This window comes from Halochromatium roseum (genome assembly GCF_016653315.1).
In the GTDB taxonomy this organism is placed as follows: Bacteria; Pseudomonadota; Gammaproteobacteria; order Chromatiales; family Chromatiaceae; genus Lamprobacter; species Lamprobacter roseus.
Genome location: NZ_NHSH01000042.1, coordinates 131158 through 152299 on the forward strand (window position 1 = coordinate 131158; position 21142 = coordinate 152299).

Annotated in this window: 13 protein-coding genes; 4 read left to right on the forward strand and 9 right to left on the reverse strand. The window is 60.7% G+C overall.

The window, feature by feature from the left end; all coding sequences use genetic code 11:
• The first annotated feature begins 175 nt into the window (after window positions 1-175).
• On the forward strand, window positions 176-5590 hold the full coding sequence (locus tag CCR96_RS05615; RefSeq protein ID WP_201218671.1) for a PAS domain S-box protein: 5415 nt from the start codon (window positions 176-178) through the stop codon (window positions 5588-5590).
• A gap of 69 nt (window positions 5591-5659) precedes the next feature.
• Here the strand turns inward: CCR96_RS05615 and CCR96_RS05620 are convergent, their stop codons facing one another.
• The 6 genes from CCR96_RS05620 to CCR96_RS05645 all read right to left on the reverse strand — a co-directional run bounded on the left by CCR96_RS05620 (window position 5660) and on the right by CCR96_RS05645 (window position 14162).
• The gene (locus tag CCR96_RS05620) at window positions 5660-6502 is read right to left on the reverse strand and encodes a CheR family methyltransferase (protein WP_201218673.1); all 843 of its coding nucleotides are present in this window, start codon (window positions 6500-6502) and stop codon (window positions 5660-5662) included.
• Window positions 6499-7704 (reverse strand): protein-glutamate methylesterase/protein-glutamine glutaminase, encoded by a 1206-nt coding sequence (locus CCR96_RS05625; RefSeq protein ID WP_201218675.1) that lies wholly within the window; start codon window positions 7702-7704, stop codon window positions 6499-6501. Before CCR96_RS05625 ends, CCR96_RS05620 begins: the two co-directional genes overlap by 4 nt.
• Entirely contained in the window at window positions 7686-8249 is a 564-nt protein-coding gene (locus CCR96_RS05630) for a chemotaxis protein CheW (protein WP_201218676.1), read from the reverse strand. Before CCR96_RS05630 ends, CCR96_RS05625 begins: the two co-directional genes overlap by 19 nt.
• Window positions 8250-8288: 39 nt before the next feature.
• Complete coding sequence (locus tag CCR96_RS05635) at window positions 8289-10019, reverse strand: methyl-accepting chemotaxis protein (protein WP_201218679.1); 1731 nt, start codon at window positions 10017-10019, stop codon at window positions 8289-8291.
• A 64-nt stretch (window positions 10020-10083) separates the two neighbouring features.
• Window positions 10084-13227 carry a chemotaxis protein CheW gene (locus CCR96_RS25305; protein WP_201218681.1) on the reverse strand — a complete coding sequence of 1048 codons (3144 nt, stop codon included), beginning with the start codon at window positions 13225-13227 and terminating at the stop codon, window positions 10084-10086.
• A gap of 569 nt (window positions 13228-13796) precedes the next feature.
• A complete protein-coding gene (locus CCR96_RS05645) occupies window positions 13797-14162 on the reverse strand; it encodes an STAS domain-containing protein (protein WP_201218683.1) in 366 nt (121 codons plus the stop codon).
• 371 nt (window positions 14163-14533) lie between these two features.
• Between CCR96_RS05645 and pgi the strand changes: the two genes are divergently transcribed.
• Together pgi and CCR96_RS05655 are read left to right on the forward strand one after the other, a co-directional pair.
• Complete coding sequence (gene pgi, locus CCR96_RS05650) at window positions 14534-16207, forward strand: glucose-6-phosphate isomerase (RefSeq protein ID WP_201218685.1); 1674 nt, start codon at window positions 14534-14536, stop codon at window positions 16205-16207.
• A 111-nt stretch (window positions 16208-16318) separates the two neighbouring features.
• Window positions 16319-16804 carry a cyclic nucleotide-binding domain-containing protein gene (locus tag CCR96_RS05655; RefSeq protein ID WP_201218687.1) on the forward strand — a complete coding sequence of 162 codons (486 nt, stop codon included), beginning with the start codon at window positions 16319-16321 and terminating at the stop codon, window positions 16802-16804.
• A gap of 11 nt (window positions 16805-16815) precedes the next feature.
• Here CCR96_RS05655 and CCR96_RS05660 read toward each other — a convergent pair whose 3' ends face one another.
• The 3 genes from CCR96_RS05660 to CCR96_RS05670 form a co-directional block, all read right to left on the reverse strand.
• Entirely contained in the window at window positions 16816-18237 is a 1422-nt protein-coding gene (locus CCR96_RS05660; RefSeq protein WP_201218695.1) for an SUMF1/EgtB/PvdO family nonheme iron enzyme, read from the reverse strand.
• A gap of 343 nt (window positions 18238-18580) precedes the next feature.
• On the reverse strand, window positions 18581-19087 hold the full coding sequence (locus CCR96_RS05665; protein ID WP_201218729.1) for an HIT family protein: 507 nt from the start codon (window positions 19085-19087) through the stop codon (window positions 18581-18583).
• Window positions 19088-19121: 34 nt separating this feature from the next.
• Window positions 19122-20486, reverse strand: a complete 1365-nt coding sequence (locus CCR96_RS05670) for an MFS transporter (protein ID WP_201218697.1) — start codon at window positions 20484-20486, stop codon at window positions 19122-19124.
• 180 nt (window positions 20487-20666) lie between these two features.
• Here CCR96_RS05670 and CCR96_RS05675 point away from each other — a divergent pair, with 180 nt between their 5' ends.
• Entirely contained in the window at window positions 20667-21125 is a 459-nt protein-coding gene (locus CCR96_RS05675; protein WP_201218699.1) for an SRPBCC family protein, read from the forward strand.
• Window positions 21126-21142 lie beyond the last annotated feature (17 nt).

Below are 21142 nucleotides of genomic sequence, written 5' to 3' on the forward strand. Positions count from 1 at the left end.
GATCCAAATTCGACCCACCTTCTTCTGCGAGGTCTTCTTGTCCCGAGAATCTACGATCAGCCTCGCTTGCGATCCGGCTGCGCCTTTGCTTCATAGTGTGTCCCCTTCGGTTCGGTTTGCGATCTTCCTGCTGCTAGGGATATGGGCTGTTGTCGGTAACACGATCACGTTACCGTTGTTTTTCGGTTTCGGGCTCCTGTTCGGCTCTATCCCCGCGTTCCTGGCAATGTTCTGGCTTGGCCCGGGTGCGGGGCTGCTGGTGGCCGCACTCGCTGGCAGTGCAACCTGGGTGCTCTGGGGGCATCCTTACGCCATGGTCATTCAGGTGGTCGAGATCGCCTTCGTGGCCTGGCTGCGGCTGCGTGAGGCACGCCATTGTCGTCAACAACCCGCATTCGCGGCGGCCGATGCCTTGTTCTGGGTGACCCTCGGCATACCGTTGAGCTTGGCCTTATACCATGTCGCGCTTGGGCTGGAGTGGGTTGCGATCTGGCTGATCGCGCTCAAGCAGGCGCTCAACGGCATCATCAACGCGGCCGCCGCTGGGCTGATGACGTTGGCGGTCGCGCTGGTTTGGGATCTGCGCCGAGCCATCACCTTCGATCGGATCTCATTCAACGTGCTCGTGCTGTCACTGCTGTTGCCGGCCTTGTCGCTCAGCGTCTGGCAGAACCAGGATTTGGTGTCCACGTTTACCCTCGATCCTGAGTTGTCGCTCGATCCTGCCGTGTTTGCCTCACCCTTAACTGATCACGTCAAACAACGGCTGTTAGAACTGTTCTCGGTTTTGCTCGCATTGGCGTTGTTCGCGATCGCCATCGCCCGTTGGCTCAGCGCTTGGCTAACGCGGCCGTTGCACCAGCTGATCGCGTCGACCCAGCATCTGCCAGAGATGATTGCTGGTACAGAGCCGATTGGACGCTTGAGCAAGACACCCATCCGCGAGGCCGATGAGCTGGCCGAGTCCATTGCCGGGATGGCGCGCTCCCTGCGCACGAGCTTTCAGCAGATCGAGCAAGAGAGACAGCGCCAGAGCCAGCAGCAGGCGATTGCCAGCTTGCAAGCCAAGTTGCTCGCTGAGTTGATTGAGCAACAGAGCGATGAGGTCAGGTTTAGCGAGGCGCTTTCTGCTGAGCTGGAGAAGGTTTTGCCCGGCTACGCCTGTCTGCTGCTGAGGCAGGCACCCAATGGTGAGTTCAAATCGATGCGACCTGAGCGAACCTCGGTCGCTGGGATCGATCTGACTCGCATCGCTACCCATCCAGCGTTCATTGCCTGCTGCGAGCAAGCGTTGCGCACCTCTGCGTGCTGCCCAGTGGAGGTGACAAATATCGAAGCTGTAGCGACGGCCTCGGCTGCAGGGTCTTCAACACAGCTCGAAGCCCCTGTGCTACAGGGACGGGTGTTGCCGATAGCCGGTCATACGCGGGTCTTGATCGCGATCGAGGAGCCGGTTGCCAGGCCGCAGCAGGATGCGGTCGATGCCGCCTTTGCCCACGATGTGATGGAGGTTGCGGCTCGGCTTGCCGGCGTCGCCTTCGACGCACTGCAATTGCGCTACAAGCATCAGGTGCTGATCGAGGCCCTGTCGCAGGCGCAGACAGGGGTGCTGATCAGCGAGCGGGTTGATGGCGACGATCTGGTGAGCTACGTCAATTCTGGCTTCGAGGCCATGACCGGCTATACCGCTGCTGAGACCATCGGGCGCAACTGCCGCTTCCTGCAGGGTGCGGATCGCGCGCAAGAGGCGCGCGGGCAGATGCGTGATGCACTGCGAGATGGCAGCGCCTGTAGCGTGATCCTGCGCAATTACCGCAAGGATGGGAGTCGGTTCTGGAACTCGCTGCATCTGTCACCGATGCGCGACCATGAGGGACAGATCACGCATTACATCGGCGTGCAGCAGGATGTGACTGAGGCTTTCGAAACCCTGGAGCGCTTGCGTGACAGTGAGGCCTCGCTGCGTCGGCAGGAGGAGCACTACCGGCTCTTGGTCGAGAATGTCGAAGACTTGATTGTGCGTATCGACCTACAGGGACGCTTCGAATTTGTCAGCCCGTCGTATTGCCGCACCTTCGGCTATCGCGAAGATGAGCTGCTTGGCCATAGCTTCTTGCCGCTCGTGCATCCTGACGACCAGGGTACTGCCACGGCAGAGTTTGAACGCCTGCTCGTTCCGCCGTACACCCACAACATCGAGCAGCGCGAGAAGACCGTGAATGGTTGGCGCTGGCTGCAATGGTCGAGCACCGCGATTCGCGATGCCCAGGGTCATGTGGTGGCGATCACTGGGGTGGGTCGCGATGTCACCGAGCGCAAGCAGGCAGAGGCCGCGCTTGCCGGCCGTGAGGCCATGGTCAGTGAACTGCTGGCGCTGGCAACCGGCTTTGTCAGCGAGTCCGATGAGTCCAATCATGCCAATACCGAGCAGGCGCTGGCGCGGGTTGGTGATTTCATCGGTGCCGACCGCAGTTACCTGTTCGCATTCAGTGCGGATGGTCTCAAGGTGGATAAGGTCCTCGAATGCACGGCTGAGGGTGTGGCTCCGATGCTGCAGCGGTACGCAGGCCAAGCCACCGATAAGCTACCGATGATGCTCGCGCAGCTTGCCGTTGGCGAGCCGGTGGTGATTGCCGATGTTGCGGAATTCGGTGCCAGCGTTTGGGTCAAGGAGCGGTATAAAAATGAAGCACAGACGGTCTGTGCCCTGGTCTTGGTGCCGTTGCAGCTCAAGGGGCAGCTGTTCGGATTTGTTGGCGTCGAGATGGTGCAGCAGCCGCGCCAGTGGCGCACCGTCGAGACGCAATTCCTGCAGCTGTTCGCCAACATCCTGGTCGCGAGCGAGCAACGTACGCGTTCACTGGGGGCGCTGCGCCAGAGCAATGTGCGTTATGACACCCTGGCCCGACAGAGCCGGACCATCGCTTGGGAGGTCGATGCCCAGGGGCGGTTTACCTATGTGAGTGATGTCTCCGAGGCCGTGCTCGGCGATCCTCCTGCAGCGCTGTTGGGGCGTCATTACAGCGACTATCTGGGCCAGCATAAGGCCGAGGAGCGCAACGCTGAGTTGGCCAGCCTCATGGCTCGTCAACAACGGCTCGAAGACCTCATCGTGCCCTTTCAAACTGAGGCGGGCGAGCGCTTGTGGCTGGCCATCGATGGTGCGCCTGTGCTTGACGATGATGGCCAACTGCTCGGCTATCGCGGCACGACAAGGGACGTCACTGAGCGCCAACGGGCACTGCAGCGACTCGCCCAAAGCGAGGCACGCTTGAGCGCGATCTTTGAACATTCCCCGCTGGGGATCGCGTTGGTGGATCAAGGTCGCCGTCCGCTACTGGTCAATCAGACCCTGCTGCAGCTGCTCGGGACCAAGGCCGAGGTGCTGACGCAGATGCGCTTTGACGCCTTTACCCATCCCGATGATCTGCGCGAGACGCTGGGCGCGTTTCAGGCCTTGTTTGCCGAAGAACAACCCGCTTATCGCTTTACGAGCCGCTACTGGCGTAGCGACGGCAGCATGCTATGGGGGGATCTCAGGCTCTCGTTGTTATCCTCGACGCTGGATGCCGAACCCTTGGCGTTGGCGATCCTCGAGAACGTCACCGAACTGCATGACGCCCGCACTCGCCAGCGTGCGGCCGAGCAAGAGCTGTCGGATTATGCCGAGCAGCTCGAACACATGATCGATGTGGTCAATCTGTCACAGCCCTATAAGGACCAGATCGAGTCAGTGCTGCGGATGGCACGTCGCATCCTCAGACTGCAGGAGGCCGCGGTCTGGCTGATCGGCGATCATGGTCGCGGCGATCAGCCCCTGTTGCGGGTGTCTCAGGACGATGATCCGGTGATGACGTCATTGCCGCAGGCTCTGGTCGCCAAGGCCGAGGCGGAATTGGGCAGCCCAGTCCTGATCTCAGGCAGCGAGGCGAGGAGCGAGGCGAGGAGCGAGACGAGGAGCGAGACGAGAAGCGAGACGAGAAGCGAGACGAGAAGGGTGCGACAAACGCCGGAGCAGGATGGCCGGGTCATGGTCGGCTTGATGCTGGATTCACTGACGCCAGACGGCCATCCAGAGCGCCTGTTACTCAGCCTGGATGGCAGCGCGGCGATCGCTCAGCTGGATCTCGGACAAAGCCAGTTGTTACGCCTGATGGCCCAGCGCATTGCTGCGGTGCGCTATCGTCAGCACTTGCAGGAAAATCTGGTTGAAGCACGGGAACGCGAGACCATTGGTCATCTCGCCAGTGGCGTCTCACACGACTTCAACAATCTGCTCGGTGTGATCGACGCCAATCTCTTCTACGTTGCGAGCGCCTTAAAGGATCAGCAGGATGCTGACCCGGAGATCGAGCAAGTCATTGCCGAGACGCTCAGTGCCTTGGGGCAAGCCAAGGTTATCACTTCTGGCATGCTGACCATGAGCAGCTCCGGCAAGATCCCCCTTGAGCTGCTTGATATCACGGAAACGATTGCCGAGCTGGCGCAGATCATCGAGCAGGTGTTGCCGGCGCGCATCCGCCTTGTGCTAGACCTCGAACCCAGATTGCAGGCCTTCAGTAACCGTGCCTTTTTGCAGTCGGCACTGCTGAACCTCTCGTTGAATGCGCGTGATGCTATCCATGCAGAAGGCACCCTGACGATCGCGGCCCGGCCCCGGCGCTGCGATGCGGAGACGCCGCTGATCATTGGTGACCTGCCGATGCAGGATTGTGTCGAGATTCAGGTCTGCGACAACGGTACGGGCCTGTCACCGGAGTTGATCAGCAAAATCTTTCGGCCGTTGTTCACCACCAAGACCAAGAGTCGGGGGCATGGCTTTGGCTTGTTCATGGTGCGTGAATTCGTGTTGCGGACCCAGTCAGCCCTAAACGTCGATTCTGCGCTGGGTGCTGGCAGTTGCTTCCGGCTCTTGATTCCTGCTGAGGCACCAGCCACAGTCACCTCCAGTGCGCCAGCGTCCGCGAAGCGGCATCGTGATGAGCCGGGAGTCAGCGAGGCGATTCAGGCTGAGCATCCTCGGCCAGATTCCATCGCGGGCCAGCCAGTCGCGGGCCAGCCAGTCGCAAGCCAGTCGGTCGCAAGCCAGTCAGTCACGAGCGAGCCAGTCACGAGCGAACTGGTCGAGCCATCAGACATCCCTGACGTTCAGGCAGCGCCGTTAGACAGGCGGAGGCTGCACATCCTGTTGGTCGAAGATGATCGTCGCGTGCGGGATGCCTTATCGCGGGTGTTGCGGGCCAACGGCATCGAGGTCGAGACTGCGGATCAGGGCGAGGCTGCCCTTGAGCGATTGGCGCAGATGAAGACGCTCGTCGATCTGGTGCTCTCTGATATCGCGATGCCGGTGATGGACGGCCTGGAGCTGCACGCACGCTTGGTCAGGCAGTATCCGAAACTACCGGTGATCTTGATGACCGGCCAGCAGGCGCTCTGGGATTCGCCCCTCAATCATTGGGGCGAGCCGACCCTCATCCTACGCAAGCCGATCGAGTTCAGTACTCTGAAAGACGCGATTCAGCAACAGGTCTCATCCGGCGCAACCGCTGATTGGCCCAGCGCCAGCGCTCAACCGAGAGGCGGCGATTGAGCGGCCGCTTGGCTGCGCAAATCGATCGACATCGGCTGCGCACTGATCGCAACGGGCTGGCGCCTGGCTTCACTGTTTCTTTGTGTAATACAGCGTGCGCAGATAGCGTTGCGGCTCCCATTCTGGACAGAGGCCGGAGATGGACTCGGTGCTGCCGATGATCAGTGCGCCCTCTGGTGCGAGGAGGCGGCCGAGGGTCTTGAAGAGGCGGATCTTGTTCGGCTCATCGAAGTAGATAGCGACGTTGCGACAAAAGATGATGTCGAAACGGCCCGGGATCGAGATCGGCTCGAGCAGGTTGGCCTGACGGAAGCTGGCCATTGCGCGCAGTTCGTCACGCACCTTCCAGTGCGATCCTGATGGTTCAAAATAGCGGCTGAGCTGCAGTGGCGAGATCCCTCGGGTCAGCTCGAGCTGCGTGTAATGTGCATAGCTGGCCGCGGCAATGGCCTCCTGAGACACGTCGAGCCCGAGCAGGCGGATGTCATAGCCGCTGAGGTCTCCGATCACCTCTTTGAGGACGATCGCGGTCGTGTAGACCTCCTGGCCGGTCGAGCAGGCGGCACTGAGAATACGGATCGGGACTGGCTTGATCCGCTCGCGATTGCGTCGATCGATCAGCTCCGGGAGCAATTTGTGGCGTAAGAGCTGGAAGGGTGCCTGGTCACGAAAGAACGAGGTCTCGTTGGTGGTGATGGCGCTGATGACCTTGGCCTGCAACTGCCGGCTCGGATCGGCCTTGATCTTCTGCAGCAGTTCTCGCCATCCGCGCGACTGGGTCTCGCGGAATAAGGCACCCAGACGGGACTCGATCAGATAGCCTTTGCTGGCATCCAGTCGCACGCCGCACAGGCTGGCAACATAGCTACTCCAAGCGGATAGCTCATCCTCCTGGAGGGGTGGAATGGTCACCGATCGCGCCCCGATACACGGGCGATCACACGATCAGCAATGGCGTCGAGGGGCAACACGCTGTCTACCACGCCAGCCTCGATCGCAACCTTGGGCATGCCATAGACCACGCAGCTGGCTTCGTCTTGTGCGATGACAAAGCAGCCTTGGCGTTTCAATAAACGTAAGCCGAGGGTGCCATCACTGCCCATCCCGGTCAGGATCAAGGCGATGGCTCGGCCGGGGAAGTGAGTGGCGGCCGAGCGAAACAGATAGTCGACCGAAGGACGACAATGATTTTCCGGCGCTGCATCGGTGATCTGGATGATCTTCTGCCCCTGTTCTGAGCGCGCAAGTCGCATGTGGCGCCCGCCTGGCGCGATATAGACCGAGCCCGGTTCGGCGACCCTGTCGTGCTCGGCCTCGTAGACCTTGAGCGCACTGCGCTCAGCGAGATGCTCGGCCAATGACTTGGTAAAGATGGGTGGCATGTGCTGCACGATCAGGACCGGTACCGCTAGCGTCGCGGGCAATGCTGGAATCAAACAATCAAGGGCATTGGGGCCGCCAGTGGACACACCAATCAACACCATCTCGGGCGGAGGCAATCGAGTCTGGCGAGCCGGGGTTGGCGCTGCCTCAGTCTGCGGTGCCGAGTTGCGGAATGCTGCTGGGTCAGTGCTCTTGACCGCCGGGCCGGCCTGTGGCAAACCGGCGCTCGTTGCTGGTGGTTTGGCAGCCGTTGCGCCTGGGCTAGGCGGGCTCGATGGGGGACGTTGCGGCTGCGCATGCAGGATCTGGCGCACATTGACGCGCACCCTGAGCGCCTTCAAGCGCGGCGCAAGCTCTTCACGCAGGAGGTTGAGGCTTTGCTCAGCGTTGGTCGCGCTCGGCTTGGTTATGAAGTCGAAGGCGCCCAGCTTCATCGCCTTGATGGCCAGGTGGCCGCCTTTGTGGGTCAAGGTGCTCAAGACGATGACGATCGGCGGATTCGGCAGCGTCTTCAGCGCCTCCAGCACCGCTAAGCCATCCATTTCTGGCATTTCCATATCCAGCGTGATCAGGTCTGGCTGCAGCGCTTGCAGTTTCTGCAACGCTTGGCGTCCATTGGGCGCTTGACTAATGGTCTCGACCTCTGGAAATGTCTTCAGCGCCTCGGTGATGACTCGGCGGAATAGGCTGGAGTCATCGACCACCAGCACGTTCATTGTTTCTCTGGCCATCTGAACAGCACCTCTGGATCAAGGATCGCTGTCAACTCGTCAGTGTGGCGCCAGATCCCGAGCAGGCGGGAGCGCAGTGCCGGCTCGAGGCTGCTCGGGACTGGCTCGATCTGATCCTGATCCAGGTCGAGGGCTTCGATGACTTGATCGACAAGAAAGCCATAGTGTTCCTGCTGGTGCTCAATGATCAATAGCCGAGCCTCCGGGCTGATCTCGACGCGACCAAGATTCAGGTGAGCAGCAGCGTCAATCACCGTGACGATGCGCCCACGCAAATTACGGATGCCCACCACCTCGTCGGGTGCGCCATAGACTTGCGTCAACTCTCCGACTCGAATCACCTCCTGCACCAGTTGGGCATTGATGGCGAAAAGCCCGCCACAGAGTCTGAACGCGGTGACTAATTGTTTTTCTTTTGGTGGGCTGGTAGCGTTCATGGAAATAGCCTTTAAAGCGTGGCGGTTCTCATCCATCTGGTCAGGGTATCCGGCAACAGTATCTGGTAAAAACGCAGGGTAAAGGCCTCTGGAAAAAGCGCCCGCCAAAAGTGTTCGGTAAAAGCGCCCATTAAATCAGGGGTCGCATTACATCGAGAACTTTTTCACCATGCTCTGGAGTTCTTCCGCTAAGCGCGACAATTCTGCAGAACTCGCGCTGACCTGTTCGCCGCCAGTTCGGATCTCGTCGGTGGCGATGGTCACTGCTGCCAGATCGCGGGCAATCGAGCCAGATACGGTCGAGATCTCACTCACCTGATCATTGGCCATGCGCACGCCTTCTGAGGTTTGCGCGATATTGCCCGCGACGTCCTGGGTGACCGTTGCCTGTTGCTCGATCGCCGAGGCGATGCTGGATACGATATGACCGATCTCGCCAATGACGCCGGTGATCTGCTCGATGTCGGTGATCACACTGCCGGCGCTGTTCTGGACACCGCTGATCTTGAGCTTGATGTCTTCGGTTGCGGTGGCGGTCTGTTTCGCGAGCTCTTTGATCTCATTGGCGACGACGGCAAAGCCTTTGCCAGCAGAGCCGGCGCGAGCGGCCTCGATGGTGGCATTCAGCGCGAGGAGATTGGTCTGCGAAGAGATGTCGGTGATGGTCTCGGTCACCTGCCCAATCTCTTGCGCGGCATCGCCGAGCTTGTGCATCAGTTGTGAGACTTGGCTGGCCTGGGTGCCGGCTTGTGTGCTAATAGAGCGCGCCTTTTCTGAGCTGGAGGCGATCTCGCCAATGGTCGCACTCATCTCTTCGGTCGCGCTGGCCACTGAAGAGAGACTGGTTGTCGCCTGCTGCATCGCAGCGGCGACCGAAGCGGTGTTGGCGCTGGCCTCCTCGGCCGCAGCAGCAACTGTATTGGTTCTGCTCGAGAGCTCTTGCACACTTTGCTCAGATTGGGTGCTGATGCTGGCCAGTTCCGTTGCCGAGGATGCCACGGTTTGCGCATTACCGGTGATGTCACTAATGATCTGGCGGATGTTGGCGATCAAGGTCGCGGCCGCTTTCGCGAGATCTCCAAGCTCATCGCCACGACGAACATCGTTGCTGTCGGCGGCAGCGGAAAAATTCCCTTCTGCCATGGTTGCCAGTAGTGAGGAGATTCGCTTCATTGGTCCAGCGATATGACGATTGAGCAGGAGTCCCAGGCTGATCGCTAACAAGACGCCAATCACGGTGACGATGAGCATGACGAATTCGAGCTGCTTCGCAAACGCCACCGAAGCCGTTGTCATCTCGGAAAAGTACTCGTCTTCAGCGGCGATCAGTTGTTCGAAGAGTAAGCCCAGGCGTTCCGACGTGGGGATCATGTGGTCGACTGCGGTGCGGTACTGACGATAAAGCGATGCGCGCTGAAGGTCGTTATTGCTATTGACAAAACCGTCGAGATAGCGGTCAAGCTCTTGGTAGTGATCACGCCATTGCTGATAGGTGACTTTTAGCTCTTCCATGAGTTGTTGAGTACGCTCAGTCACGCGCGGTGTCTGTTGTAAACGCTCCCAGGCCGAGTCAACAAGCTCCCAGCTCTCGTTACGCTCTTTCTGAATACGCCTGTAGGATTTCAGGGCAACTTGCTGCTCAGCATTTTCATCGATCCAAACGTCCAGGGTTTGAGCGCGGATGCTCATGCGCTGAGTATTGAGCTGGGATAAGGCATCAAGATCAGGGATGCGGACATCGACGACATAACTCAGACTTTGCTGGATCTGGTTCTTGCCATAGATCCCGACTCCACCAACGATCATGGTCACCGTGGCGACAAACAGAAAGCCGGTAAGCAGTTTGGCATTGATGCTAATGTTGTTGAGGCCAATCATCGGTAGTGCTGCCTTGATGGTGTTTCGGTGTTTTGGTGAATGAGGTGGTGATATGGATCGCAGCCTATTGGCTGAGCTGCCCGACCTGGGCCAACAGTTGCTCTCGGTCAAGCTTGATTTGATAGTGCTCGATGCCTGCGGCTTTAGCGCGCGCGAGGTCTTCGTTGCCCGCTAATGAGGTCACGGCAATGATCGGCAGTGCTGCGGTGCGGCTATCGTTTCGAATGCGGCTGGCGAGCTCAAAGCCATTTAAGCGTGGCATTTCGATATCCGTGATCACCACGCGCACAGTGTCGAGTTTGTCCAGCAAGAGCGCCCAAGCCGCTTCGCCGTCGGCTGCGTCCCAGACGTTGTAGCCAGACTCCTCGAGGAATTTTTTCATCTGTGCGCGGAAGAAGTCGGAATCCTCTGCGAGAAGCACGTTGACGCCATCGCCAACCTGTTCCTGGGTGTCTTCGCCTGCTGTCTCATGCCAGTCAGGCTGGACCGCGGTGACCAGTTCGTGCATGTCGGCGATCAAGACGGTTCGCTCTTGGAAGATGGTCGAGCCGGTGATGCCAGGCTGCCGGTGCGTCCGTTGATCGATCGCGGCCTCAGTTTGGACCACGTCGACCGGCAGTGTCCCGAGTAGGCCGACCTCGCGGCCCGCGACGCTTGAGACCAAGACCACGAGATCAGAGGAGGTCTCGATCGAACCAGAGCCGGTGACATCGGCAATGGCCATCAGGGGCAAAGAGCCACCGCGATAGTGCATGGTTCGGCGGTTGCCGAAGTGGTGAATCTGCTCAGGGCGAATGCGCTCGATACGCTGCACCGTGTCGAGCGGCAGGGCGCAGGGCTGATCCGGTGCATTGTGGAACAGGAGCAGCCAATAGACATCGCGCAAGCGTCGGGTCTCGGCTTGGGCCGCCAATTGAGCGGCACGCATTGAGCCCGAGACGGAGGTGACGCCGGCCTTGGCCGACAGGCCAGCGATGTCCAGGATCAAAGCCACCGTACCGTCGCCGAGAATCGTGGCTCCGGAGTATTCGTGCAGGTGCTTCAAGCGACGGCCCAGCGGTTTGACCACCACCTCTTCGGTGTCGTGGAAGGCGCCGACGGCGAGGGCGTAGGATAGGGTTCCGGTCGTGACGATGGCGATTTCAACCGCAGAGGCCGCCGAACGACGACGCTCGCGGCCTTGGCGAGGCAAGACCTGCTCGGCCCTTGAGGATGCAGGCTCAGCAGGCGCGCTGTTCTCCGGCGGCTGCACTGAGACGGTTTGGTCGAGTCCAAGCTTCGGCGCGCGTCGGTCAGCGATGCGAGTGCGTCGATCGATCTCGCGCTGATCGCTACCAGGTACCTGATAGGTTGGCAGGATACCCAGCACATCGGTGAAACGAATCAGTGGCAGGACGCGATCACGGAGCAGCAAGACCTCGCGATCACCGACGATCTCCAAGCGCTTACTGACCTCTTCCGGGCGCAGGCGCAGCAATTCTTCGATATTGGCCTGCGGGATGGCGAATCGCTCCTGCTCCACCGAGACGATCAGCGAGGGGATGATCGCGAGGGTGAGTGGCAGCTTGATGCGAAAGCTGGTGCCCTGACCAAGCTCGGAGTGGATCTCGACCTGCCCGCCGAGTCGGTCGAGGTTGGTCTTGACCACATCCATGCCGACGCCGCGACCTGAGACATCGGTGACCTGCTCAGCGGTCGAAAAGCCAGGCAGGAAGATCAAGGCCTGCTTGTCTGGCATCGACATGCCCTGGATGCTTTCCTGCGCAATCAGCCCTTTGCGCACCGCTGAAGCGGCGAGTGCATCGGGGTCGAGGCCTTTGCCGTCGTCGGCGATCTCGACAATGGCTTGACCAGCCTCGTAGCGGGCCTCGATGCGCAGCTGGCCGATGGGTGGCTTGCCTTTGCGGCGGCGCTCTGGCTCGCTCTCCAAGCCGTGGTCAACCGCGTTGCGCAGCATGTGCGTCAAAGGGTCGGATAGCCCCTCGATCAGGGTCTTGTCCAGGGCTACTTCCTTGCCGATGATCTGCAGATCGACCTGTTTGCCGAGCGTCTGCGAGAGATCCCGCACCACCCGAGGAAAGCGGGCGAAGACATTCCCCATCGGCTGCAGCCGAGTCTGCATGATCACATCCTGGAGTTCGGCGGTGATCTGGTTGATGCGTTGATCCACGCTCGAGAGCAACAGGCGATCATCCATTGCCACCGCGGTGCGCAGCTGGTTGCGGCTTAGCACCAGTTCTCCGGCTAGATTCATCAGGTCTTCTAAGAGCTTGACGCTGACTCGGAGGGTGTCGTCTGCGCTCATTTTGGAGCGCTCGGCATCCGCCGTTGGCTCTGGTTTCGACGCCCGCTCGGATGTTGGCACCGGGGGCTGCTGCGCTGCCGGTTGCGCGAGTGCGGTGGGCGTGGGATCAGTGAGCGCTTGGGTGGAAAACGCTCTCTCCGGCGCTGGTGCCAGTGCTGGCCCGAGCAGCTGATGGATGCGGTTCAGGTCAATGTCAGCAAAGAGGTGGCTGATCGGCGCTTTCTCCAGCGGGGTTGCGATCACCAACTGCAGGGGGAGGGGGCGGACCAGGTCATGCTCTAAGGTGCCGACGACTTGGGTATTGACGATGCAGTCGAGCAGCTCAGCACTGTCCCACAGGCTGTCGAAAAAGTGGAAGATGTCGTTGCCCTTGCCTTCAATATCCTCAGCCAGGTCGAACTCCACCAGGTAGATGGAATGGGCATCGCGGACCACTCGATCGACATCGACCTTGGGCAAGCTGAGCGGGCCGAGCGGCGAGTCGAAGATCTGATCCTCGTTGAGCGAGGCCTTTTGCGCTTGGGGCAGATAGGACGACGCTAGGTCGTTTAGGCTCTGCAACAGCGCTGCATTGTCGGCCTGCTCGCTGCTGGCCGGATCATCGAGCATCGTGCGCAGCGTGTCGAAGGCATTCAACAATAGATTGATGACTTCCGCGTTAGGCGTCATCGTATCGCTGCGCAGCATGTCCAAGATGGTCTCGGCCCCGTGCGCTAACTCCTTCACCTGGACCAGGCCGAAAAAGCCGCTACCGCCCTTGATCGAGTGGGCGGCGCGTAAGACCTTGTTGATCAGCTCTTTATCCGCGCTGGCGCCATCCTCCTCGATGGTGAGGAGATCTTCCTCAATGGTAGCAAGATGCTCCTGCGCCTCGTTAATGAACTCTTGTAGCAGCTCATCCATCGTCTGGTTCTCGGTTTTCGGCTGGTCCTGCGTTGACGTGAATCACACAGGATTCATTGTCCGGCGGTGGCGCCGCGTCATGATGAGCATTAGTCCCCTAAGTGCGACCGTTGCCGCGGAGGGGGCGCAGGAGCGCGCAGGAGCCGCAATGATCAGGAGTCACAATGATAGAGCGCCTGTATCGCTGACGAAGTGACCCGTCGCAAAGAGTCTTGAAACGAACGGATAGGAGCTTGAAACGAACGGATAGGTGAGGGTATAGCAGGCTGAGCTGGAGGCTGCTCTTTGGGGGCTCAACGCCAGTCTTCGGGCGTAGTGAGGGTGGCGCTGGGGGTTAAAGAGCGATGAGCGGTCGCTGCAGTCACACTGGACGGATGCGGTACGCGACCGGTACTCCGTTGCCCGGCGCGCAGCAGCGACTGTTTCGGACCGTCCGCGTTTTAGACTGACGACCGCTTTAGCCTGAAGACCTTCGTTCGCCGATCAGTGGCGTGCACGTTCCAGTATCTGAGGTCCGCCGCTTCTTATGAGCCTGCTGGTGCTGAGTCTCCCTGACCCAGACTACCGGATCAAGCGGCTCGCGCTTCCTCGAAGTAGCGTTCGAGATCCTCGTCCGAGTCGTTGCTAGCGGGTTCGGCGTTGAGGCAGCCGGCCAAGCGCATGGTCTTAAGGAGATTAAAGACGGCGCTGGGGACGTTGACCAGGCGAAGCTGCCCCTGTTGCTCGACAGCACTGTTTTTTGCTGCGATCAACAATCCGATGCCAGCAGTGTCGATGACTTGGACCTGTTCTAAATCGACAACCAAATCGGGGCCGTTCGTTGTGAGCGCGTCGCGTAGCCGGCGTTGCAGGACGGGGACAACGGCAGCTGTCAACTCATCAATGACGATGGCCTGGACTGAGCCCGAGGCTTGCACAGGTTGAGGCTGATTCATGAGGATGCTCCTGATCGATGATTGAAAACTGACCGGGTTTGTACAGCCCCGAATCTGAGGTGTAGCCTACATCAGGTAAGCTCGAAGAGATGTAAAGACTTGTTAAGGCGCAGGCTATCCGAGTGCCGTCCCGAGTGCCGTCCCGAGTGCCGTCCTTGAAGCAGACCTTGTGGTTGAGGTTCCTTCGCGACCCTAGTGCCAAGAAACTGAGTGCCAAGAAACTGAGTGCTGAGAAACTTGGCGCCGAGAAAGTTGCAGCCGTGGCGGCATACTGAACGCTGCCAGCGTACAATCGCGGACCATTGATCAGTCCATTGATCAGTCCATTGATCACCCCATCGACCATCCACTCAGCCGAGGGAGTCCGACAGATGGCACTCGTAAGCTCAACCCCCGCGTGGCAGGCACTGCAACAGCACTGGCAGCAGATGCGCTCGCAGCACATGCGCGATCTGTTCGCTGATGATCCAGCGCGTGCCGAGCGGATGACCGCGGATGCGGCGGGTCTGCACCTGGATTTCTCCAAGCAGATCGCCACCGAGGAGACGTTGCGGCTGCTGTTCGATCTGGCCCGAGCCGTTGACCTTGAGCACTGGCGTGAGCAGATGTTCACCGGCGAGCACATCAACCTCAGCGAAGACCGCGCTGTGTTGCACACCGCTTTGCGCAATCGCAGCGACCTGCGCACGCTGGTCGACGGCGAGGACGTGATGCCCGCGGTCGATCAGGTGCTCGCGCGGGTGCAAGATTTCAGCGAGCGGGTGCGCTCCGGCGAGTGGAAGGGGCATACCGGCCAGGCGATCACCGATGTGGTCAACATCGGTATCGGCGGCTCGAACCTGGGGCCGAAGATGGTCTGCGAGGCGCTCAAGCCGTATCAGTCCGCGCAGCTGCGCCCGCACTTCGTCTCCAATGTCGATGGCACTCATCTGACCGAGACCCTGCGTGGTCTGAGCCCGGAGACGACGCTCTTCATCGTCGCCTCCAAGACCTTCACCACCCAAGAGACCATGACCAACGCCCAGAGCGCGCGGCGCTGGTTGGTCGATGCGTTGGGTGACGATGGCGCGGTGCGTAATCACTTCGTCGCCGTCTCCACCAACACGGAGAAGGTCGCCGAGTTTGGCATCGATACTGATCAGATGTTCGAATTCTGGGATTGGGTCGGCGGGCGCTATTCGCTCTGGTCGGCGATCGGGCTACCGATCGCGCTGGCGGTGGGCTTCGATCGTTTCGCCGAGCTGTTGGCTGGCGCCCATGAGATGGATGTACATTTCCGCTCGGCGCCGTTGGAGCGGAACCTGCCGGTGATCATGGGCCTGCTCGGGATCTGGTATGTCGATTTTGCTGGTGCCAAGACCCAAGCGATCCTGCCCTATGATCAGTCCCTGCAATACTTCCCGGCCTATTTTCAACAGGGCGACATGGAGAGCAACGGCAAGCACGTCACCCGCGACGGCCAGCCGGTCGACTACAATACTGGTCCGGTGGTCTGGGGGCAGCCCGGCACCGATGGCCAGCACGCGTTCTACCAGCTGATCCATCAGGGCACCGAGCTGATCCCCTGTGACTTCATCGCGCCGATCAAGAGCCATAACCCGCTCGGCCGGCATCACGAGCTGCTGATCGCCAACTGCCTGGCGCAGACCGAGGCCCTGATGCGTGGGCGCACGCTGCAGGAGGCGAAGGACGAGATGATGGCGTCTGGACTGTCAGAGACCGAGGCCGAGCGGTTGGCGCCGCACCGTCAATTCGACGGCAACCGGCCGACGACCACGATCCTGATGGAACAGCTCACGCCGCACAGCTTGGGCGCGCTGATTGCGCTCTACGAGCACAAGATCTTCACCCAAGGCATCGTTTGGGGGATCAACTCGTTTGATCAGTGGGGCGTCGAGCTGGGCAAGAAGCTCGCCAACGTGATTATCGGCGAGCTTGAAGCAGGTGAGATCACCGCGACGCATGACGCCTCGACCGAGGCCCTACTGCAGTATTTCCTGGCGCGCCGCCAAGGCCAGAGCGAAGATGGGTTGTGCTTGCCGTAACGCGCATCGGCACTGAGCTGGAAGCGGCGGTCTCGAAGCGCCCCGCGCGAATCGCACGCCGACCGAATTTGACTGTACGACCGGATTTGACTGTAACGAGGATTAGGATCGATGACCGAAGAGAGCGACTTCAATTACCTCCGCCACTCGCCGCTGACGACCGGGCTGACGGATGATCAGGTGCAGGTACTGGCTGGCATTGCCTATTGCCGACGGCTTGCCGACCAGCAGCTGCTGATCGCCGAGGGCCATGTCGAGGACAGCCTACACATCATCGCTGAGGGCGCCATTGCCGTGACCCGCGACCTGGGCAAGGGCGAGTTCACGACCATCCACGTCCTGCGCACGGGTGATCTCGCCGGTGAGATGGGGTTCATCAGCGGGCAGCCGCATACCGCCACGCTACGCTCGCTCGGGCGCACCCAAGTGTGCAGTCTTGAGCGCGAGGCCTTTGAAGGCCTGATCGACAAAGACCCTTGGTTGGTCTATCGGGTGATGTGCAACATCATCCAGGTCAGCCAAGATATCCTGCGTCGGATGAATGCCCAGTACGTGGAGCTGACCAAGTACGTGCATCGCTCGCACGCGGTGTTCTAGCTGCAGGCAACCTAATCTTCCACCACCCGAAAGCCGAGGCCACCGTACATCTTGTCCGGTAAGGCTCCGCTGCGCGCAGCGGAGGCGATCTGTCTCGGCCCACTATGCCACGCGCCGCCGCGGATTGATCGGAATCCGGCATGGCCTGCGCTCGCGCAGCGTTGCTCGATGCCGTCAAACTCGCCGCTGTATACCGAGCAGGTCCATTCCCAGACGTTGCCCAACATGTCATGGAGTCCCCAGGCATTGGGCTTGAAGCCTCCGACAGGAGCGGTCGTGGCGTAACCGTCGTCACAGGCATGATGGGGCGACGATAGCCCGTTCTCGCGCCGCGAGACCTGGTCATGCACATTGGCGTATGTGCAGGCTTCGTTGGGGGCGTTGCCCCAGAAGCGCGTCGTCTCGGTCCCCGCGCGCGCGGCATATTCCCACTCGGCCTCGGTCGGCAAGCGATAGCCGCGGCCGGTCTGCTCAGCCAGCCAGGCGGCATAGGCCGTAGCGTCCTCCCAGCTGACGTTGATGACGGGCCGATGCGCTCGCCCCCAGCCTTCATCATCCGGTGCATCACGACCGGTGGCGCGCGCGAACAGGTCGTATTGTGAAAAGGTGATCTCGTGTCTGGCGATCTTGAACGCATCGACGCAGACCTGTTGTGAGCGACTGGCCCTCTTGCTGGCCCTGCCCATCGGGTGACTCATTTCGAAGCAACCTGCTGCAAGCGCCACCATCTCGGGCTCGTTGGCAAAGCGGCGCCTCTGCGCGGTCAATTGAGCCAGGCGGTTTTCGGCTGGCTCGCGGTGCCAACAGCCGGTGGCATCGCACTGATCCAGGTAGCTCCGATAGGCAGTTTCGGTGTCGGCGCGTTTGGCGCGTTCAAACGCGGTTCGGTCGAGCGCCTCCGTGAGCTGCTCGATCTGCTGCTCAAGCTCGGTTGCGCGTGCCACCTGTTCGGCCGCTTCGCGCGCGAGTATTGATTGCTGTTCCAAGCGTGCGGACCTGCTCTGCAAGGCGTCGAGCTGTTGTTCCGCCTGTGCCCGAAAGCGGCAGCCGTGTGTGGCACAGCGGTCGAGATAGATTTGGTAGGCGGTTTTCGTATCGGCGCGGATCGCTTGGCTGTAGGCATCCAGGTCGGCTGCCCTGCGCTGCAGTTGTGCCGTTTGCGCGGCTTGGGCGGCGGAGTGATGCAGCGCAGCGATCCGCGCCTCGGCCGCGCCACGATAGGCACAGCTGTGCGTCTCGCAGCGTTCAAGATAGGTCTGGTAAGCAGCCTCGGTATCCTCGCTCTCAGCACGTGCGAAGGCGGAGCGATCGAGCGCTGCGCGCAGCGGCGCTGGCTCGGTATCGGCGAGGCGCGAGTCCAGCCAGCGCCAGTTCGTCAAGGGCCAGGGTTTACCCGCGAGCCACCAGCCGCCTAGGAACAGGCCAGCGGCCAAGAGTCCGACGCTGACGAGGCTAAGCAGGATCGGGTGCCTCCAAGCGCCGCGACGCTTCAGGGTCTGACGGCCGCTACGATTGCGCGGATGACTGAGCTGATCCTTTGGGCGAGGCTGAAGCAGAGGATACCGAGCCGCTATCGATTGCCGATCTGCCTGGTCCGACTGGTCCGACTGGTCGGTCTGTTGAGAGGATGAAACTGGGCCTGGCTTCGTTCGGCGCATCGTCACCATGGGTCAACCCGCGAAGGCATCATGTTTGGCTCCGCAGACCCGGTGAGTGTCTTTACACATCTGAGTATCTTGACCCATCGTCCAATGGGCGGGTTCGGCATCTGTGCGGCTATCGTCGTTGATAATGCGCTCTGTGCGGTATGAGGTTGCGAATGCCGCCTCTGGGATTGTCGACATCGCCTCGATAGCGGGGCAAGATGATCAGATGCAGGTGGTCGATGCTTCTGCCTGCTGCCCGTCCGTCGTTGTTGCCGACGGTATAGGCGTCGGGTTTGCGGCCGATGAAATCCAGGCGCAGGATGGCTTCGATGTGATCTTTGGGGCGATCTTTCAGGTCGTCTCGCCTGAGCATCTCTTGATAGAGGTCGGTCAGGTCGGTTGTTTCAATGACGCGCTTGACTCCGCGAATCGCATCGAAATAGTCCGCCTGCTCTGCGTCATTCAGGCTAAAGATGGACTCGACATGCCTTTTCGGGATCACTAAGGCGTGACCGGGGTTTGCAGGATGAGCGTCAAAGATGCCAAGAAATGATCGGTTCTCGAAGATGAAAGGGTCGGCTGCGCCGCGCGAAACCTTGCAAAAATAGCAGTCTTTTTCCTGAGAGGGAGTGGTCATAGCAGTCAATCTATACGAGTGCGGTTCTGAAGCTTCATGAGCCCGGTTCTGAGACTTCGCGCAGGCTTAGGGCGGAGAGGGCAGCGGCGATGGAGACGATGCCGAGCGCTAGGATGACGAAGGCGGTGCCGTAGAGATCGCCGAGTAGGCCGATCAGGCCACCGGCGAGCATCGCGACGCCAATCACGGTGTTGCTGACGGCGACCATGGAGGCCCGGGTTTCGCTGCTGGCCATGTCGACCAGGTAGACCTTGCGCCCAAGTCTGACCCCGGCGTGGGCGATACCCAGCACCAGAAAGAGTGCCGCGAATCCGAGCCCGGACAGCCAGTTGGGGTTGAACTGCACCAAGGCCCAGGTCAGGATGCCGAGCAGGCCAGCGAGGGCGGCTGCGGCGACCATCACCAGCCGCGCCGATCGATCGCTGAAGCGGCCCCAGAGTGGCGCGCTGATGCTGTTGGCGAGCCCGCTGGCGATGATCAGCAGGCCGAGCGCGCCAAGATCGCTGCCGCTTTCCTGCTGGGCCAGGAGCACGTAGAAGGGTGGTGCGAGCGCGACGCTCAGGAGCGCGGTGCGAACCAGCACGAAGTGACGAAACAGCGCGTCGGAACCAAGCAGGCCGATGCTCTCGAGCGCCGCGGCGAGGGCATTGCCGCCGCCTGCAGTGGCTCCAGGCTGCTCACGGATCAGCACGAAGACAGCGGCCGCCAGCACGAAGAGGAGCGCCGCGCCGCCGAGCAAGAGCACGAAGAGGATGTCGTCGGTGGCGCCATTGCCAAGCAGCTTGAGATAAAGGCCGAGCGCCAAGGTCAGGGCGCCGGCGATGCCGGCTGAGAGTCCCATTAGGTTGCCACGCCGCGCCTTGGAGACGGTCTTGCCGAGCACATCCTTGGCCGAGACCGAGCAGAGCCCACGCGCAAGACTGAAGACGATGAGCAGTCCAACGATCAGCCAGCCAGCGAGGGCACCGGTGGTGGTTGCCGCGGCCACTGCCATCAGCCCGAGCGCGATGGCCGATGCCAGGGAGCCGATGATCCAGACCCACTTGCGCACTGGAAGGCGACGGATATAGGCCGCAACTGCGAGTTGAGGGACGAGCACCCCGGCCTCGCGGATCGGCACCAGGAGTCCGACAATCAATGCCGGGGCTCCGAGCCAGCCGATGAGCCAGGGCAGCACCAGCTTGGCGCTGGCTAGCTCGTCAGCGACCTTGGTCAGCAGGTTGGCGAGTAGATAGGCGAAGAAGTTGCGCGGCTGGTCGTGACAGGATGCGCTCGGGATATCCTTGCAGACGCGCGCATCCTCGTCTCCTGTGACCAGATCATAGAGGCTGTCGAGGCGTGAGCGTGGCTGCTTGGAATGGGTCGAGCCTGGTGTCGAGTCGATGGCCTGTGGATTCATCGGGTTCAGTGCCTTGCGGTACGGCGGAAGACATCCTCATGGTCTGAGCTCGGGCGCTCATCAAAGGAACTCAACCGGTTAAACTGGGGTCGCAGTGCCCATCATCCGAGACTGGTCACCGTGAAACAAGCGCTCCATCGCTAGGGGTGAGGCGCCAAGAACCTCAGCGGAGGTGCAACCATGGTCAAAGCGCAAGTCAGGATCGAGATCGAACGCTCTCCAGAGTCGGTTTACCGCTTTATTGCCGAAGACTTTGCGCAGAATTACCCGCGCTGGTCGCCTGAGGTCAAGGAGCTGAAGATCGCGACCGAGGGTCCGTTGCGGGTCGGCAGTGTTGGCCGGCAAGTCCGTGTCGACCAGGGCCGGCGCACCGAGTCCCTTTTCCGGATCACGCAGATGCAGCCGGCGGCAAGGTTGACCTTCGAGAGTCAGTCACCGAGCTTTCTTGTCGATTATCGCTTTGTTCCAAATCAGGATGACGGCACCCAGCTGACCTTCACCTTTGAGCTGAGGCGCTTGGATTTGATGATGCGGCCGTTCGAAAAACTGATCCGACGCGCGGTTCAGGACGGTGCGCGACGCACCGTGCAGAATCTGAAACGCCTCATCGAGGCTGAGCAAGAGCCGGCCGCAGCCTGAGGATGCCTGTAAGCCCG

Excerpts from the sequence above, each read along its gene's own strand:
- CCR96_RS05625 (WP_201218675.1), bottom strand. The coding sequence starts at position 7,704 with ATGGCCAGAGAAACAATGAACGTGCTGGTGGTCGATGACTCCAGCCTA.
- CCR96_RS05635 (WP_201218679.1), bottom strand. The coding sequence starts at position 10,019 with ATGATTGGCCTCAACAACATTAGCATCAATGCCAAACTGCTTACCGGC.
- CCR96_RS25305 (WP_201218681.1), bottom strand. The coding sequence starts at position 13,227 with ATGGATGAGCTGCTACAAGAGTTCATTAACGAGGCGCAGGAGCATCTT.
- CCR96_RS05645 (WP_201218683.1), bottom strand. The coding sequence starts at position 14,162 with ATGAATCAGCCTCAACCTGTGCAAGCCTCGGGCTCAGTCCAGGCCATC.
- pgi (WP_201218685.1), top strand. The coding sequence starts at position 14,534 with ATGGCACTCGTAAGCTCAACCCCCGCGTGGCAGGCACTGCAACAGCAC.
- CCR96_RS05655 (WP_201218687.1), top strand. The coding sequence starts at position 16,319 with ATGACCGAAGAGAGCGACTTCAATTACCTCCGCCACTCGCCGCTGACG.
- CCR96_RS05665 (WP_201218729.1), bottom strand. The coding sequence starts at position 19,087 with ATGACCACTCCCTCTCAGGAAAAAGACTGCTATTTTTGCAAGGTTTCG.
- CCR96_RS05670 (WP_201218697.1), bottom strand. The coding sequence starts at position 20,486 with ATGAATCCACAGGCCATCGACTCGACACCAGGCTCGACCCATTCCAAG.
- CCR96_RS05675 (WP_201218699.1), top strand. The coding sequence starts at position 20,667 with ATGGTCAAAGCGCAAGTCAGGATCGAGATCGAACGCTCTCCAGAGTCG.